15 protein-coding genes and 1 pseudogene are annotated in these 16,073 nt (G+C 71.4%); 9 read left to right on the forward strand and 7 right to left on the reverse strand.

Annotation, left to right across the window (positions count from 1 at the left end):
- Positions 1–253: 253 nt before the first annotated feature.
- Positions 254–1,591, reverse strand: a complete 1,338-nt coding sequence (locus K6I34_RS05075) for an APC family permease (protein ID WP_229322853.1) — start codon at positions 1,589–1,591, stop codon at positions 254–256.
- A 159-nt stretch (positions 1,592–1,750) separates the two neighbouring features.
- Between K6I34_RS05075 and K6I34_RS05080 the strand changes: the two genes are divergently transcribed.
- Together K6I34_RS05080 and ppgK are read left to right on the forward strand one after the other, a co-directional pair.
- Positions 1,751–2,755, forward strand: a complete 1,005-nt coding sequence (locus K6I34_RS05080; RefSeq protein WP_374230808.1) for a 4-hydroxy-3-methylbut-2-enyl diphosphate reductase — start codon at positions 1,751–1,753, stop codon at positions 2,753–2,755.
- Between the two features lie 30 nt (positions 2,756–2,785).
- Positions 2,786–3,550 carry a polyphosphate--glucose phosphotransferase gene (gene ppgK, locus K6I34_RS05085; RefSeq protein ID WP_229322854.1) on the forward strand — a complete coding sequence of 255 codons (765 nt, stop codon included), beginning with the start codon at positions 2,786–2,788 and terminating at the stop codon, positions 3,548–3,550.
- Here ppgK and K6I34_RS05090 read toward each other — a convergent pair.
- The gene (locus tag K6I34_RS05090; protein ID WP_229322855.1) at positions 3,447–4,043 is read right to left on the reverse strand and encodes a DUF6542 domain-containing protein; all 597 of its coding nucleotides are present in this window, start codon (positions 4,041–4,043) and stop codon (positions 3,447–3,449) included. The two genes, ppgK and K6I34_RS05090, sit on opposite strands and share 104 nt — an antisense overlap.
- Positions 4,044–4,241: 198 nt before the next feature.
- On the opposite strand from K6I34_RS05090, the gene ychF reads away from it, so the two are divergent.
- Positions 4,242–5,330: a redox-regulated ATPase YchF gene (gene ychF / locus K6I34_RS05095; RefSeq protein ID WP_229322856.1), complete on the forward strand. Its 1,089-nt coding sequence runs from the start codon at positions 4,242–4,244 to the stop codon at positions 5,328–5,330.
- A 71-nt stretch (positions 5,331–5,401) separates the two neighbouring features.
- Here the strand turns inward: ychF and K6I34_RS05100 are convergent, their stop codons facing one another.
- The 4 genes from K6I34_RS05100 to K6I34_RS05115 are packed head-to-tail and all read right to left on the reverse strand — an operon-like array spanning position 5,402 to position 7,543.
- On the reverse strand, positions 5,402–5,665 hold the full coding sequence (locus tag K6I34_RS05100; RefSeq protein ID WP_229322857.1) for a type II toxin-antitoxin system RelE/ParE family toxin: 264 nt from the start codon (positions 5,663–5,665) through the stop codon (positions 5,402–5,404).
- Positions 5,658–5,924, reverse strand: coding sequence for a type II toxin-antitoxin system Phd/YefM family antitoxin (locus K6I34_RS05105; protein WP_229322858.1), 267 nt, complete (start codon positions 5,922–5,924; stop codon positions 5,658–5,660). The genes K6I34_RS05100 and K6I34_RS05105 overlap by 8 nt, the downstream gene beginning before the upstream one ends.
- Before the next feature lie 57 nt (positions 5,925–5,981).
- The gene (locus K6I34_RS05110; RefSeq protein WP_229322859.1) at positions 5,982–6,563 is read right to left on the reverse strand and encodes a Uma2 family endonuclease; all 582 of its coding nucleotides are present in this window, start codon (positions 6,561–6,563) and stop codon (positions 5,982–5,984) included.
- A 53-nt stretch (positions 6,564–6,616) separates the two neighbouring features.
- Positions 6,617–7,543, reverse strand: coding sequence for an alpha/beta fold hydrolase (locus K6I34_RS05115; RefSeq protein WP_229322860.1), 927 nt, complete (start codon positions 7,541–7,543; stop codon positions 6,617–6,619).
- A 324-nt stretch (positions 7,544–7,867) separates the two neighbouring features.
- Here K6I34_RS05115 and K6I34_RS05120 point away from each other — a divergent pair, with 324 nt between their 5' ends.
- The 6 genes from K6I34_RS05120 to K6I34_RS05145 all read left to right on the forward strand — a co-directional run bounded on the left by K6I34_RS05120 (position 7,868) and on the right by K6I34_RS05145 (position 15,106).
- On the forward strand, positions 7,868–8,620 hold the full coding sequence (locus K6I34_RS05120; protein ID WP_229322866.1) for a GntR family transcriptional regulator: 753 nt from the start codon (positions 7,868–7,870) through the stop codon (positions 8,618–8,620).
- 477 nt (positions 8,621–9,097) lie between these two features.
- Positions 9,098–10,750: an APC family permease gene (locus K6I34_RS05125; protein WP_229322861.1), complete on the forward strand. Its 1,653-nt coding sequence runs from the start codon at positions 9,098–9,100 to the stop codon at positions 10,748–10,750.
- A gap of 379 nt (positions 10,751–11,129) precedes the next feature.
- Positions 11,130–11,309: an SPOR domain-containing protein gene (locus K6I34_RS05130; protein WP_229322862.1), complete on the forward strand. Its 180-nt coding sequence runs from the start codon at positions 11,130–11,132 to the stop codon at positions 11,307–11,309.
- A gap of 66 nt (positions 11,310–11,375) precedes the next feature.
- Entirely contained in the window at positions 11,376–11,774 is a 399-nt protein-coding gene (locus K6I34_RS05135) for a (deoxy)nucleoside triphosphate pyrophosphohydrolase (RefSeq protein ID WP_229322863.1), read from the forward strand.
- Positions 11,775–11,975: 201 nt separating this feature from the next.
- Positions 11,976–12,419, forward strand: coding sequence for an ATP-binding protein (locus K6I34_RS05140; RefSeq protein ID WP_229322867.1), 444 nt, complete (start codon positions 11,976–11,978; stop codon positions 12,417–12,419).
- A gap of 110 nt (positions 12,420–12,529) precedes the next feature.
- Positions 12,530–15,106: a SpoIIE family protein phosphatase gene (locus K6I34_RS05145; protein ID WP_374230810.1), complete on the forward strand. Its 2,577-nt coding sequence runs from the start codon at positions 12,530–12,532 to the stop codon at positions 15,104–15,106.
- Between the two features lie 199 nt (positions 15,107–15,305).
- Here K6I34_RS05145 and K6I34_RS05150 read toward each other — a convergent pair.
- Positions 15,306–16,073, reverse strand: a pseudogene (locus K6I34_RS05150) (TPM domain-containing protein); the annotation flags it as partial.

A 16,073-nucleotide genomic window follows, 5' to 3' on the forward strand; every position in this document is an offset into this window, starting at 1 on the left:
ATGGCCGCCGACAGCCACCTGGATGAGCCGGGGTTCCCTCCGGGGGCTGCGGGAGGTGAGGCGTAAGCACGGCCGACGGGCCGTGCCCCGTCAGGGGCGCGGGGAACTGCGCGACCAGCCGTCGACGGCCCGCAGCCGCCCACCGGGCCCGGGTGGCAACCCGGTGGGCGCAACAGGCCACCGGCCCGCAGCCGCGCGCACAGCGCAAGACGCACCCCAGTAGGCGCGGGGGCCCGGGGGCGGCAGCCCCCGGTCATCGCTTCCGGGTGACCACGACCAGGAGCCCCAAGCCGCACCACACCCCGCCCACCACCTGCGCCACCCACGACGCCCTGACCACGACCGTCACCACGACCGCCAGCCCCAGCAGCGGGGCCACCACATGCCGGACAGGCCGTACCCGTCCGCCCCGCCCGCGCACGGCGAACCAGCCGATCACCGACAGGTGCAGGAGGCCGAAGGCGGTCAGCGCGCCCACGTCCACCACGGACACCAAGCGGTCCAGGCCGTCGTCCCGGCGGGCCGCCCACACCGCCGCCGCCATCGTCACCGCCGCCGCCCCCAGCAGCGCGACCCGCGGCACGCCCGAGCCCCGGTCCACCTTCGCGAGAGCGCCCGGCAAGCGCCGGTCACGGGCCATGGCGAAGAGCAGGCGCCCGGCCGCCGCCTGCCCGGCCAGCGCGGCGAAGGCGGCGCCGAGGGCCTTGCTCGCGGCCACCAGGTCGTGCAGCCAGGTGCCGGTCGCCGCGTCGACCGTGTCGTAGAAGGCGGGCCCCTGCTTCGCCGGGTCCGCCGCCAGTTCCGCCGGTGACATGGGCGCGAGCAGGGCCGCCAGGTACGTCTGGGCCACGAACAGCACCCCCGCCACCGCCAGGCACAGGAGCACCGCCCGCGCGACCCGGGCCGAGCCCCCGGCCGACTCCTCCGCGAACGCGGCGATCGCGTCGAAGCCCAGGAACGACAGCACGGCCACCGACACCGCCGTGAACACCGCCCCCGCCGTGAGCCCCCCGTCCCCGGTCAGCGGCGTCAGCCAGCCGCGCGTGGCGCCGCGCTCCGACAGCGTGAAGACCGCGCAGACGACGAAGACCAGCAGTACGGCGATCTCCACGGCCAGCACCAGGAAGCCGACGACGGCGGCGGCCCGTACGCCCCACAGGTTCAGCCCGGTCGTCACGACCACCGCGACCGCCGTCCACCACCACTGCGCGACGGCCGGCACGAGCGCGTGCATCGCGATCCCGGAGAAGAGGTACGCGACCGCCGGGATCAGCAGGTAGTCGAGCATCGCCATCCACCCGGCCACGAACCCCGCGCTCTCGCCGAGACCCACGCGCGCGTAGGTGTAGACCGAGCCCGCCTGCGGGACGACCCGCACCATCTGCGCGTATGAGAAGGCCGTGAACGCCATGGCCACGGTCGCCACCACGTACACGAGCGCGACCGCCCCGTGCGCCTTCGCGTCCAGCGTGCCGAAGATGCCGACCGGTGCCATCGGGGCGATGAACAGCAGGCCGTAGACGACCAGGTCCCGGAAGGACAGCGTCCGCCGCAGCGAGCCCTGCCGGGCGCCGCCGGGTGCTGTGGCCATCGCAGCCGCCCCTCGCCGTACCGATCGCTGTACCGATTCGCCGTACCGATGTGCTTCAGGTCCTCGCCCACGGTGGTCCCGCCGCGGGCCCGCCGTCGTGGTTCCGCCATCGTGCACCAGCTCCGGTCGGCATGCCCGGTGGCCCGTACGATGGGGGTCATGACTGCTGCCACCGCCCGCAAGGTCCTGCTCGCCGCCCCCCGTGGCTACTGCGCGGGCGTGGACCGCGCCGTGATCGCCGTCGAGAAGGCCCTCGAACAGTACGGCGCGCCCGTCTATGTGCGCCACGAGATCGTCCACAACAAGTACGTGGTCAAGACGCTGGAGAAGAAGGGCGCGATCTTCGTCGACGAGACGGCGGAGGTCCCCGAGGGCAACATCGTCATCTTCTCCGCGCACGGTGTCGCCCCGGTCGTCCACGAGGAGGCCGCGCGCGGCAGGCTCGCCACCATCGACGCGACGTGCCCGCTGGTCACCAAGGTGCACAAGGAGGCCGTCCGGTTCGCCAAGGAGGACTACGACATCCTCCTCATCGGTCACGAGGGCCACGAGGAGGTCATCGGCACCAGCGGCGAGGCGCCCGAGCACATCACCCTCGTCGACGGTCCCGGTGACGTCGGCAATGTGGCCGTCCGCGACGAGTCCAAGGTCGTCTGGCTCTCCCAGACCACCCTCTCCGTCGACGAGACGATGGAGACCGTCGACGCGCTCAAGAACCGCTTCCCGCAGCTGATCAGCCCGCCGAGCGACGACATCTGCTACGCCACGCAGAACCGGCAGACCGCCGTCAAGCAGATGGGCGCCGACGCCGACCTGGTGATCGTGGTCGGCTCCAAGAACTCCTCCAACTCGGTCCGGCTCGTCGAGGTCGCCCTCGGCGCGGGCGCGGGCGCGGCCCACCTGGTCGACTACGCCGACGAGATCGACGAGGCCTGGCTGGAGGGCGTGACCACGGTCGGCGTGACCTCGGGCGCCTCGGTCCCGGAGATCCTCGTCGAGGGCGTCCTGGAGTGGCTCGCCGAGCGCGGCTACGGCGATGTCGAGACGATCACCGCGGCCCAGGAGTCGATCACCTTCTCGCTGCCCAAGGAGCTCCGCCGCGACCTGCGCGCGGAGGCCGCCGCCCTGACCGGGCCCGAGGAGGACGGTTCCGCCGAGGGGTGAGCCCCGCCCCGACCCCGTAGCGTGGTCGGCATGGACGTATTCGGCGTGGACATCGGCGGATCGGGCATCAAAGGCGCTCCGGTCGACGTGGCGCGAGGCGAGCTCACCGAGGAGCGCTTCAAGGTCCTCACCCCGCAGCCGGCCACCCCGGACGCCGTCGCGGACGCCGTCGCGGAGGTCCTGGCGAACTTCGGCTGGTCCGGGAAGCCGGTCGGGGTGACGTTCCCGGGCGTGGTCGTCGGCGGCACGACGCGTACGGCCGCCAACGTGGACAAGAGCTGGGTGGGCGTGGACGCGGCCGGGCTGCTCGGCGAGCGGCTGAGCTGTCCCGTGACCGTGCTGAACGACGCGGACGCCGCGGGGCTCGCCGAGGTGCGCCACGGCGCGGCGCGCGGCCGTGACGGGACGGTCATCCTGCTCACCTTCGGCACGGGCATCGGCAGCGCCCTCTTCACCGACGGCACGCTCGTCCCCAACACCGAGCTGGGCCATCTGGAGCTGCACGGGCACGACGCCGAGACGCGCGCCTCGACCCGGGCCAAGGACGAGGAAGGGCTGAACTGGACGCACTGGGCGCGCCGGGTGCAGCGGTACCTCGCCCATGTGGAGATGCTCTTCAGCCCCGGTCTGTTCGTCATCGGCGGCGGTGTCAGCCGCAAGGCCGACAAGTTCCTGCCGCTGATCGAGGGCGTCAGCGCGGAGATCGTGCCCGCTCGGCTGCAGAACAACGCGGGGATCGTGGGGGCCGCGATGGCCGCCGCCGCTGCCGGACCCGTTCCAGCCGCCGCTGCCTGATCGTCGCCATCCGGCGGACGAGGGCGATCAGCGCGGCGAGCAGGGTGCCGGAGTAGAGCCAGCCCGCGTGCAGTGACAGCACGGTGACCAGGCCCATGACATGGCCCCCGAAGGTGTCGGGGCCGTCGGAGAGGGGCACCGCGCCCACCGCGAAGGCGATGGGCGCCGTCACCGGGGCGGTCACCAGGTCCGCGGTCCGCACCCACAGGGCGCAGGCCGCGCTCGCGAGCAGGAAGAAGAACCCGTAGACCGCGGGCGGGGCCCCCACCAGGGAGTTCAGGGAGCCGACGGCGAGCATGGCCACGGTGGTCAGCAGCCCGCTGCCCAGGCCGGTCAGCCGGGCCGAGGGCGCGCGCAGCGGGGGAGGGGTACGCGCGGAGCGCGCTCGGTAGACCGTCGCGGTCTCGCCCCGCCCCACGGGCGAGGACGGCCTGGGCACGGGGGCAGCGCGGCGGATCCTGCGCTGCGGCATACGGATGCTGGGTTGCTCCACCCGACCAAACTAGGTCGAGAAGCGGGAGGAATCCGACGTTGGACACGCGGATTGGGCCACCTTGGGTGTGCGTTCGACCGATAGTCCTTCCGGACGGGGGTGCGGCGCGGCCCCGTAGACTGGTGGACCGGCCCGCCGTGGGCCACGGACCTAGCAATCCTCTCCGTCCCCTCCATCCTCGCAACGGGAAGTCGTCACGTGTCGCTCACGATCGGAATCGTCGGTCTGCCGAATGTCGGCAAGTCGACCCTGTTCAACGCCCTGACCAAGAACGACGTGCTGGCGGCCAACTACCCGTTCGCCACCATCGAGCCCAACGTGGGCGTCGTCGGCGTCCCGGACGCGCGCCTCACCAAGCTCGCGGAGATCTTCGGCTCCCAGAAGATCCTCCCCGCCACGGTGGACTTCGTCGACATCGCGGGCATCGTGCGCGGCGCCTCCGAGGGTGAGGGCCTGGGCAACAAGTTCCTCGCGAACATCCGCGAGTCGGACGCGATCTGCCAGGTCATCCGCGCCTTCAAGGACGAGAACGTCGTCCACGTCGACGGCAAGGTCTCGCCCAAGGACGACATCGAGACCATCAACACCGAGCTGATCCTCGCGGACCTGCAGACCATCGAGAAGGTCCTGCCGCGTCTGCAGAGGGAATCGCGGATCAAGAAGGACGTCGCCCCCAAGGTGGCGGCGGTCGAGGCTGCCCAGGCGATCCTGGAGGAGGGCAACACCCTCTTCTCGGCCGGCATCCTCCAGGGCTCGGAGAAGGCGGAGCTCCTGCACGACCTCCACCTGCTCACCACCAAGCCGTTCCTCTACGTCTTCAACGTCGACGAGGAGGAGCTGACCGACGAGGCGTTCAAGGACGAGCAGCGCGCCCTGGTCGCCCCGGCCGAGGCCATCTTCCTCAACGCCAAGCTGGAGGCCGACCTCGCCGAGCTGGACGAGGAGGACGCCATGGAGCTCCTGGCCTCCGTCGGCGCCGAGGAGCCGGGCCTGGCCACCCTCGCCCGCGTCGGTTTCGACACCCTGGGCCTCCAGACCTACCTGACGGCCGGCCCCAAGGAAGCCCGCGCCTGGACCATCAAGAAGGGCGCCACGGCCCCCGAGGCGGCCGGTGTCATCCACACCGACTTCCAGAAGGGCTTCATCAAGGCCGAGGTCATCTCCTTCGCCGACCTGGTCGCCACCGGCTCGGTCGCCGACGCCCGCGCCGCGGGCAAGGCCCGCATGGAGGGCAAGGAGTATGTGATGGTGGACGGGGACGTGGTGGAGTTCCGCTTCAACGTGTGACACGCCTGCATGGAAGGGGCCGGATCTGTTCACGGGTCCGGCCCCTTCCGGTTTTCTGCTCCTGCTCCGTGTCAGGTGCCGTAGACCGTGGAGCGGTGCCCCACGTGCACGACCCAGATCACCAGTTCGCCGTTGTCGACCGTGTAGATCACGCGATAGTCGCCGACCCGGAGGCGGCGCCTGTCGGGCTGGGACACGAGAGCGGTGGTGTTGAAGCCGAACGGATCGCCTTCCAGCTCGGTCAGCTTGGCCAGGATGCGGAGCGCCACGTCCCGGGGGATCTTGCGAAGCTCGGCCTGGGCCTCCGGCCGGAAGACGGTGCGGTATTCACTCACTGCGCGCCAGCGTCTCCCTCATCACGTCCTCGATGGGGACTCCGGCGGCCGGGTTCCCCATACGCTCGTCGATGATCCGGTTGATCTCGCGCTCTTCCCACTCCTGGTACTTGCGCAGCACCTCGATGGAGACGACAGCGGCGACCTGCTTGCCGCGCCGGGTGATCACGGTGGGCACGTCGTCCCGGTCGGCTCGCTCCACGACCTCGGCGAGGTGTGCCCGGACATCACGGATGGACTCTATGGGCATCTGACTCATGGGCCAAGCGTACCGGGTGTGCCAGGTGTACACATGGGCTCATCTCGTCCACGCGGATCAGCCGCGGGCGTCCAGGGCGAGTGCGCCGAGGTCGAGGGTGATCTCGAAGGGGAGTGGCAGCTTGAGCTCGTCGCGGAAGACTCCGACGGGGGCGCACTGCCTGGTCGGCTCGTCCAGCTCGTAGACGTGGACGACGGGGGTGCCGTTCTCGTCCTCGACGAGCCAGTAGTGCGGGATACCGGCTTCCGCGTACTTGCGTAGCTTGACCGTGCGGTCGCGGTGGGCGGATTCGGGGGAGGTCACTTCGGCCGCGAGCCGGATTTCCTTCGGCGCGAACCAGGTGCGGTTCGGTTCGAAGGCGGCTGTGGTCACCAGGAGGTCGGGCTCGGGGCGGTTGTGTTCGTCGAGTCGGAGGGTCATTTCTCGCGCGACCTCGAACCCGGGCGGTGCCTGTTTCGTGAGGGCGGAGGTCAGCTCACTGCTGACGTGGCTGTGCCACAGGCGTTGGGGCAGCAGCCGGAAGACGAGGGCTCCGTCGATCAGCTCGGTGTGGCGAGGGGCTTCCGGGAGGTGGTCCAGGTCGTCCGCGCGCCATCCCTCGGGGCGAGGCGGCCGCATCCAGTCGGGCAGGCTGCTCACGGCGCCTGACCCTAGCGAACCGGAAGCAGCCTCTCACGCTTCTTTTCGGATGTTCAGGCGAAAAAGTCCAGCAGCGCCGCCGCCACCGCCTCCGGCTGTTCCTCGACGAGGTAGTTGCGGGTGCCCTCGATCTTCGCGACGTGGACGTCCGTGCCCTGGGTGGGGAGGACCTGGGCCATGTAGTCGTGGAAGGTGCCGTAGGCCAGGCCCAGCATGGGGGCGGTGATCTTGTCGTAGGTGTTGAAGTCGTCGATGTCCTGGCGGTAGCTGCGGAACCAGCCCTGGCTCGCCCGGATCGCCTCGGGGGTGGCGTAGGCGCGGGCGTAGACGGCGCGGTCGTGCGGGGGGATCGTGTCCGGGTTCAGCAGGCTCAGGTCGAACATGTAGTCGATGAGGAGGCGGTAGCGGCCGTCGGACAGGAGTTTTTCCGGGAGGTTCTCGACCTGCTGGAAGGCGAGCCACCAGCGGTGGGGGCCCTGGTGGTCGGGGCGGGGCACCAGGGAGAAGTCGTAGTAACCGTCGTCGATGTGGGTCGTGTTGAGGATCGCGACTTTCCGCGTCGCCTCCGGGTGGTTGGCCGCGAAGGCGAAGGCGACCATCGCGCCGATGCCGTGCCCGGCGATGTCGACGCGCTCGTGTCCCAGCAGGCGGGCCAGTTCGCGGATGTCCCGCGCCATGTTCTTCTTCTCGAAGCCGGCCGCCGGTTTGGCGGAGCCGCCCATGCCCCGGATGTCCACGGCGTACACCTGGTGCCGCGCCGCCAGGGCGGGCAGCACCTTGCGGTACTCCCACCAGGTCTCGGGCCAGCCGGGCAGCAGGATCAGGGGCGAGCCCTGGCCCCCCGTCACATAGTGCAGGCGTACGCCGTCGACCTCCGCGTACCGGCTGCTGAACCCGCCGTCGAGGGACGCCGCGAGCCGGGCGTGGTGGGTCTCGTCGTCCGTCGCGGCCATCGCTTCCGCCAGTGCCTCCGGCGACATCTCGCCTCCCCGTCATTGAGTTTGATTCTCAAACCCTGAATGTGGCGATCAAGGTAGCAGGCGAATTCCGTGATGCACAGGGGTGGTTGACGGCTTGACCACTCCATTACGGAGCGTTGTCATCGCCTGGTGTCGCAAGGTGAGCGTGCGGCGCATAATTGCAGATGTGCCGGGCGGGAGTGCCGTCCGCATGTGCGGCTGCCGACTCAACTACACGTCCCTGAGCAGCAATTCACTGCTTCTAGTGAATCATTGGCCTTGAGTTGCGGATAGCAACCGAGAGTTGCCAAGCTGTTGCGGACTGTCAACCTGTTGGGAGTGGCCGTGGCCTTCGGTGACCAGCCCGCATACCTTCGAGTCGCCGGGGACCTCCGGCAGAAGATCGTCGCAGGCGAGCTGCCGCCGCATACGCGCCTCCCTTCCCAGGCCCGCATCCGCGAGCAGTACGGCGTCTCCGACACCGTGGCCCTGGAGGCCCGCAAGGTGCTGATGGCCGAGGGGCTGGTCGAGGGGCGCTCGGGGTCCGGCACCTATGTGCGCGAGCAGCCGTCCCCGCGCGCCCTGGCGCGTACGGGCTACCGCACGGCGGGCGAGTGCTCGCCGTTCCGTCAGGAGCAGGCGGACATCCGGGTCAAGGGCGCCTGGGAGGCGGACAGCGAGCAGATCGACGTGGACGCCGCGCTGGCCCGGCGGCTGCGTGTCGCCGTCGGCGACCGCGCCATGCGCACCCGCTATCTCTTCCGTGCCGCGGGTGAGCCCGTCATGCTCTCCACCTCCTGGGAGCCCCTCGCGCTCACCGGCCGCACGCCCGTGATGCTCCCCGAGGAGGGGCCGCTGGCCGGGCGCGGTGTCGTCGAGCGCATGGCCGCCATCGACCTCGTCGTCGACAACGTCGCCGAGGAGGTCGGCGCGAGACCCGGCCTCGCGGAGGAGGTCCTGGCGCTCGGCGGCGTGCCCGGGCATTACGTGGTGGTGATCACTCGTACGTACTTCGCGGGCGGGTGTCCGGTCGAGACGGCGGATGTGGTGGTGCTTGCGGAGCGGTATCGGGTGGCGTATCACCTGCCGGTGAAGTGAGCTCACGGTTCCCTGCGCTTGTTGCGTGCGCCTACTGGGGTGCGTCTTGCGCTGCGTGCGCGGCTGCGGGTGCGTTGTGGCTGGTCGCGCAGTTCCCCACGCCCCTGACGGGCGCCCGTGCCGCGCCCCTGACGGGGCTGCTCCGGACGGTGCGGAACCGTTATCGAATCGTCGTGCGTCCATCCCTTTGGGTGGCGTCCCCCGCTAGCACCCGAGCGTTGCGTGCCCGTGAAGCGCGTGTGAACGTCAACGCTTTTCAGCCGCCCGGAACTTACCCGGGAGTCGGTAGCGGCAGGTAGGAACTGCCCCTTATGTCCCGCTTTGCCCCTATAAGGTAGGGCGGTTTTCAGTGTTGCAAAACTCACATACGCCCAGGTCAGGGGCTTTTCGCGGAATCGAATCGTCCAAATCGCTCGTACGATGGCGCGGTTTGTGAACTGCCCGTGGGGGAGAAGAAAGAAAAGGAGATCCGGGGCGTTGAGTACCGAGCAGGGTTCCCACTCCAACTACCGCCGGTCCCTCGGGCCGGTGGCGTTGACCGCCGTCGGCCTTGGGTCGATCATCGGCTCCGGCTGGCTCTTCGGCGCCCAGCGGGCCGCGGCCATCGCGGGGCCGGCCGCGATCCTCGCGTGGGTCATCGGCGCGGCTGTCGCGCTGACCATCGCGCTCACCTACAGCGAGCTCGGGGCGATGTTCCCGAAGGCCGGCGGCATGGTCCGCTACGGCCAGTACTCGCACGGCTCGCTCGCGGGGTATCTCGCCGCGTGGGCGAACTGGATCGCGATCGTCTCCGTCATCCCGGGCGAGGCGACCGCTTCCGTGCAGTACATGAGCTCCTGGAAGTGGGACTGGGCCAAGCAGCTCTACGACGGCAAGGAGCTCACCGGCACCGGTGTGGCCCTGGCCAGCGTGCTGCTGGTGTTCTACTTCTTCCTGAACTGGTTCGCGATCACCCTGTTTGCGAAGACCAACAACGCGATCACCGTCTTCAAGGTCGTCGTCCCGGTCCTCACCGCGGGCGCGCTGATGTGGGCGCACTTCGACACCGGCAACATCGACCGCGCGGGTGGCTTCACCCCGAACGGCTGGAGCGCCGTCTTCACCGCGGTCGCCCTCTCCGGCATCGTCTGGGCCTTCAACGGCTTCCAGTCCCCGCTGAACATGGCCGGTGAGGCCCGCAACCCGGGCAAGTCGCTGCCGAAGGCCGTCATCAGCTCGATCCTCATCGCGCTGGTCATCTACATCGCGCTCCAGGTGGCCTTCCTGATGGCCGTCCCCTCGGACGTGCTGTCCACCAACGGCTGGGACGGCCTGAGCAAGATCTACAACTCGCCGCTCGCCGACCTGGCCATGGCCTGGGGCCTGAACTGGCTCGCGATGCTGCTGTACGCGGACGCCTTCATCTCGCCGTCCGGCACGGGCATGATCTACGCCGCCACCACCTCGCGCATGATCCACGGCGTGCAGGAGAACGGCCACCTGCCCGGCGTCTTCGGCAAGGTCGACCCGAAGACCGGCGTGCCGCGCCCGGCGCTGCTGCTCAACCTCGTCGTCGCGTTCATGTTCCTCGCCGTCTTCCGCGGCTGGGGCTCGCTCGCCGAGATCGTCTCCGTGGCCACCGTCATCTCGTACATCACCGGCCCCGTCGCCGTGATGTCGCTGCGCCGCATCGCCCCGGACCTCAACCGCCCGGTCAAGCTGAAGGCCATGCCGGTCATCGCCCCCATCGCGATGATCTTCGGTTCGCTGGTGCTCTACTGGGCCCGCTGGCCGCTCACCGGCAAGGTCATCCTGATCATGGCCGTCGGTCTGCCGATCTGGGCCTGGTACGAGCTGCGCAAGCCGTGGGCCGAGCTCAAGCCGCACCTGGCGGCCGGTGTCTGGATGGTCGCCTACCTGCTGGTCATGGCCTTCGTGTCGTGGGCCGGCGGCACCGAGTTCGGCGGCCAGGGCTACCTGGCCGAGGGCTGGGACATCGCCGTCGTCGTCCTGATCGCCCTGGCCTTCTACTTCTGGGGTGTCCGGAGCGCCTGGCGCAACCCGACCCTGGTCGAGACCGAGAAGGAGATGCAGGCCGCCGCGGCCGCCGAGGCCGCCGAGGAGTCGGCGTCCGCCGACGCCAAGGCCTGATCCTTCCGCCTCACCGTCCCGCAGGGGGCGGCCACCGGCCCACACGGGCCCGTGGCCGCCCCCTGCGGCGTATCGCGGCCCATCCAGGACTCATCGGGGCCCATCGCGGCCCACCGGGACCCATCAGGAACAGATTTCCCGCCCGTACGCGCATGTCGCGGGCCGAACCGGGTAACGGGCAGGAACGGTCCCCGGGTGTACGGAGATCTCCAGCGGATCTCCGGGACGGTGCGGGATGGCCGAATGCGTACCTCTTCGTGAAAAAGCGTATCCGCTGCGTAAAGGTCGGGCGTAGGCTCGGGCATATGCGGACTGCGGTTTCTGCGGGAAATGCCAGACGGTATGCGCCAGTGCGGACGGCTGCGGAAAGGCGGGGGCGATGACTGACACCGGACCGGTCCTGCCCTGGCTGGTGATCCGCGAGGAGGAGAACGGCAACCGCTACCGCGTCGGGCGCTACGCCACCAAGACGGAGGCCGAGGAGGTCGCCGAGCGGCTGGACGCGGGTGGCCGCCAGCGGCTCTACATAGTCGTCCGGATGGGGCGTGCGGTCACCTGACCCGGTGCTCGGCTCGGCACTCCGCCCTTGCGCTCCGCCCTTGGCGCTCCGCTTAGGCTGGCCGGCATGACGACGCAGCGTGTGGTGGTGGCCGGAGCGGTTTTCGACGGTGGGCGGCTGCTCGCCGCGCGGCGCAGTTCCCCGCCCGAGCTGGCGGGCCGCTGGGAGCTGCCCGGGGGCAAGCTGGAGCCCGGCGAGAGCGGCGAGCAGGCCCTCGTGCGCGAGCTGCGCGAGGAGCTCGGCGTGGAGGTCGAGCCGGGCGAGCGGGTGCCGGGGGAGTGGCCGCTGCGGCCGCCGTTCGTGCTGCGGGTGTGGACGGCGAAGGTGGTGGCGGGGGAGGTGCGGGCTCTTTCCGACCACGATGAGGTGCGGTGGGTTCTGCCTCGCGAGGTCGATGACCTCGCCTGGATCGAGGAGGATCGGCCGGCTGTTGCTGCGGCGCTGAGTCTTTTTCTTGGTGAGTGAGTCCGGGTGCGGCTCCGTTTTGGCTGCGCCTACGGGGGTGCCTCTCGTGCTCCGTGCGCGGCTGCGGGTTCGTCGTGGCTGGTCGCGCAGTTCCCCGCGCCCCTGGCGGGGCGCGGCCTCCGCGTAGGCCACCTGCGCGTGCGACGGTAAACCCTTCGACATATCGGGTATGTGCTGATTATTCCCCCGTACGGCAAGGGAGTGATCGGCGTGAGCGACACCGCAGGGAGGATTCTGGCGTCCACGCCGGGGTTCGCCGAGTGGAGCTTTCCCGCCGAGGCCGGGGCCGTGCGGACGGCTCGCACACTGGTGCGGGAGACCCTGCGGGAATGGGGCATGGAGGCCGTCAGCGACGTCACCGTGCTGCTGGTCAGCGAGCTGGTCACCAACTCGCTGCGGTACGCGAGCGGCCCCATCGGCGTACGCATGTACTCGCGCGTGGGCCCCAGTCTGCTCGTGGAGGTCTCCGATCCCCTGCCCGATCCGCCCAGGGAGCGTACGGCGCATCCCGACGACGAGGGCGGCCGAGGGCTTCAATTGGTGGCATGTGCATCCCGAAGATGGGGAACGCGCCGGGGGAACACCGGGAAAACGGTGTGGTTCGAACTGAGCCTGGCCGGTCCGTCACCCGGTGGGGAGACATAGCGGGTCGAGACCGTGCTGTGATCGTGAAGTCCGTGTTCCGAAGGGCCCCTGTGCTGGATACTCGGGCTTCTGATGCCGGTGCGAGCACATGAGCCGGAGGGGACGGGCACGTGAGCGAAAAGCCAGCGGGTGCGGCGAGTGGCGGAACGCCGGAGGAAGCACAGGCCACGGCGGCGTGGCAGGACAGCCCGCCAGGGTCCCTCTACGACTACATTCGCGTGGCCTCCTTCTCGCTGGGGGTCGACGGACGTATCCAGCAGTGGAGCGAGCGTGCCGAGGAGCTCTTCGGAATAGCGGCCCGGCACGCGGTCGGCAAGGACCCGCAAGAGATCTTCACCCCCGGTGCCACGGTCCGTGGCAAGGACGCGACCACCGCGCCCTTCCTCCGTGAGGGGGGTCTCGACGGCCGGGAGTGGACCGGCATCGTCCCGTACCCGCGGGGCGGCCGGCAGCCCGGACTGGCCGAGATCTATGTCATGCCCACCGCGACCGTGGACGGCGGACGGGCCGCGCTGTGCGTGGCCGTGGACGCCCGTGCCCTGCGCGGGATAGAGACCGACATCGCGGCCTCCGAAGCCGTTTTCGGCCAATCTCCCCTGGGTTTCTTCTTCTTCGGTACGGACCTCACGCTGCTCCGCGTCAACGAGAGCTTCGCCCAGACCTTCGGCCGCCCGGCCGCCTGGCACCGCGGCCGCACCCCGCACGACTTCCTGCCGCGCGGCGAGGCCGAACGGCTGTCCGCGGCGCTGCGCCAGGTGCTCGACACCGGCAAACCGGTCTCCGACATCCAGCTCGTGGGGCCGGTGCCCGGACAGAGCGAGCGGCGCCGCTGGTCGGTCTCCCTGTACCGGCTGCACAGCGGCAGCGGCAGGCCCATCGGGGTCGCCGCGCTCGCCACCGACGTCACCGGCCGCCGCCGCGCCGAGCGCGAGGCCGCGGGCGTCCGCCGCAACCTCGCCCTGCTCAACGAGGCGGGCGCGCGCATCGGGACCTCCCTGGACCTGGAGACCACCGCGCGCGAGCTGCTGGACGTCGCCGTGCCGCAGTTCTGCGACCTCGCCTCCGTCGACCTCTACCAGGGGCTGCTGGCCGGGGACGAGGCGCCGCCCGGCCTCGCCGACGGCAGCGGCGAGCTGCGGCGCGTCGCCTACGCCAACGCGGTTCCCGGGGTGCCCGTCGACGGCGGCGAGCGCCCCGTCCAGGTCGGCGAGGTGCACCGCTACGCCTTCCACTCGCCCTACGCCGGGGCGCTGCGCACGGCACACGTGCAGCTCGTCCCCGGCCGGGAGCGCGAGGACGGGGCGGAGCTCGGCGCTGTCGTGCACTCCACGCTCGCCGTGCCGATGGTCGCCCGGGACACCGTGGTGGGCCTGGCGCGGTTCTCCCGTACGAAGGGCAGCGAGCCGTTCGGGGAGCGCGACACCGCGCTGGCCGTCGAACTGGCCGCGCGCGCCGCGGTCTGCATCGACAACGCGTGGCTGTACCGGCGCGAGCACGAGCGCGCGCTGATCCTCCAGCGCAGCCTGCTGCCCCCGGGCGACCCCGACGCCGCCGGGCTGGAGATCGCCTGCCGCTACCTCCCGGCCAACGCGGCCACCGAGGTCGGCGGCGACTGGTTCGACGTCATCGAACTGCCCGGCCACCGCACCGCCCTCGTCGTCGGCGACGTCATGGGCCGCGGGCTGCGGGCCGCCGTCGCCATGGGCGAACTGCGCACCGCCGTCCGCACCCTGGCCATGCTCGACCTGGAGCCCGCCGAGGTGCTCTCCGCGCTGGACGAGATCGCCCACGGCCTCGGCCGGCCGGGCAACAAACAGTCGGCGTCCCGGGGCACGCGCGGCGGGGTGCGGCCCGCGGACCTCTCCGAGGTCTATCTGGCCACGTGCGTCTACGCCGTCTACGACCCGGTCACCCGGCGCTGCACGGTCGCCAACGCCGGGCACCTGCCGCCGGTCCTCGTCGAGGCGGGCGAGCCCGCGCTGCTGCTGGACGTGCCGCCCGGGATGCCGCTGGGCGTCGGCGGCGAGCCCTTCGAGCAGGTGGAGATCGACCTGCCGGACCGCGCCCTGCTGGCCCTCTACACCGACGGCCTCGTGGAGTCCCGCGACCACCCGCTGGACGAGGGCCTGGAGGCGTTCCGCGACGCCCTGACCGACCCCTCGCGCCCGCTGGAGGACGTCTGCGACCACGTGCTCGGCGCGCTGGACACCCACCACGGCGAGGACGACATCGCCCTGCTGATGGCCCGTCTGCGCGGCCTCCCGGAGGACCACGTCGGCGACTGGACGCTGCCGCCCGACGCACGCTCCGTCGCCCGCGCGCGCGAGCTGGCCCGTGACCAGCTGCTGGCGTGGGGCTTGGAGGCCCTGGTGGACACCACCGAACTCCTCGTCAGCGAGCTCGCCACCAACGCCCTGCGGTACGGGGAGGGGGAGATGCGGCTGCGGCTGCTCCTGGACCGGACGCTGGTGTGCGAGGTCTGGGACGGCGGGCTCGTGCAGCCGCGGCGGCGGCGGGCCCGCGACACGGACGAGGGCGGACGGGGGCTCCAGCTCGTGGGGCTCCTCAGCGCGGCGTGGGGGTCGCGGCGTACGCCGCACGGCAAGACGGTGTGGTTCGAGCTGGGGTTGCCGGATGACGATACGGCTCCGCCGGATGCGGTCGAGGCTCTGCTGAGCCTCTATTGACGCCGGGGGCTGCCGCCCCCGGGCCCCCGGCGCCTGCCGGGGTGCGGCTTGCGCTGCGTGCGCGGCTGCGGGTCGCCTGCGGCGCTGCGCCTACTGGGGTGCATCTTGCGCTCGGCGCGCGGCCGCAGGTCCGTTGCGGCCGGTCGCGCAGTTCCCCGCGCCCCTGATGGGGCGCGCCCTCCGCCTTGCCTTCCCGGTGTCAGTCCGCCGCCAGGCGGCCGCGGGTTGCGCCGCCGCCGAACGTGGCCGGGAGGAGGCCCGTGAGGATGATGCCGCCCAGGAGGGCGCCGCAGAGGGCTCGGGCCGGGTGGGGGGTGCCGGGGGCGTACGGCGTGGCGTAGTCGGCCACGTCGTGCTCGGCGAGGGCGCGGGCCTGGCGGGCCAGGGAGTCCGCGTCGCCGGTCGCGTAGAGCACCGCGGGGCCGCCCGTGCCCACCAGGGAGCGGGCCAGCGTCAGGTGCCGTTCGGCCTCGGCGAGCCGGGTGCGGGCGCGGCAGCCGACCGCGCCCCGGTGGGTGCTGATGAAGTCCCGGGCCGCCGCCACCTCGCCCCGCGCGGCCGTCACGGCCCGTTCGACGCGGCGCCGGGCGCGGGCCCCGTCCGCGTGCGGCCCGGCCTCGGCGTCCAGCGCGGCGGCCGTCTCCTGCACGCGCCGCAGCACGGCCCGGGGGTCGTACGGTCCGTCGGCGATCTCCTTGCGGACCTCGGCCAGCGTGCGTTCGGCGAGGGCGAGCCGCTGTCCGTCCGCCGTGCCGGTGGCGCGGGCCTCCGCGAGGCCCGCCTCGGCGTCGGCCAGGGCGCCCGGGATGCGGGCCGCCGTGCCGCCCAGCTCGTGGGCCCGGCGCAGGGCGGCGGTGGTGAGGACGCGGGCCTGGGAGAGCGCGGCCTCGGCGGCGCGCAGCGGGACCGCGGCGCCGGACGTGCCGGTGTCCTCCTCCGTGAGGGTCCGGCGGGCCTCCGCCAGGGC

Source organism: Streptomyces sp. UNOC14_S4 (assembly GCF_020740835.1).
In the GTDB taxonomy this organism is placed as follows: Bacteria; Actinomycetota; Actinomycetes; order Streptomycetales; family Streptomycetaceae; genus Streptomyces.

Coding starts and splice junctions, on each gene's coding strand:
- K6I34_RS05075 (WP_229322853.1), bottom strand. CDS start 1,591: ATGGCCACAGCACCCGGCGGCGCCCGGCAGGGCTCGCTGCGGCGGACG.
- K6I34_RS05080 (WP_374230808.1), top strand. CDS start 1,751: ATGACTGCTGCCACCGCCCGCAAGGTCCTGCTCGCCGCCCCCCGTGGC.
- ppgK (WP_229322854.1), top strand. CDS start 2,786: ATGGACGTATTCGGCGTGGACATCGGCGGATCGGGCATCAAAGGCGCT.
- K6I34_RS05105 (WP_229322858.1), bottom strand. CDS start 5,924: ATGAGTCAGATGCCCATAGAGTCCATCCGTGATGTCCGGGCACACCTC.
- K6I34_RS05115 (WP_229322860.1), bottom strand. CDS start 7,543: ATGTCGCCGGAGGCACTGGCGGAAGCGATGGCCGCGACGGACGACGAG.
- K6I34_RS05130 (WP_229322862.1), top strand. CDS start 11,130: ATGACTGACACCGGACCGGTCCTGCCCTGGCTGGTGATCCGCGAGGAG.
- K6I34_RS05135 (WP_229322863.1), top strand. CDS start 11,376: ATGACGACGCAGCGTGTGGTGGTGGCCGGAGCGGTTTTCGACGGTGGG.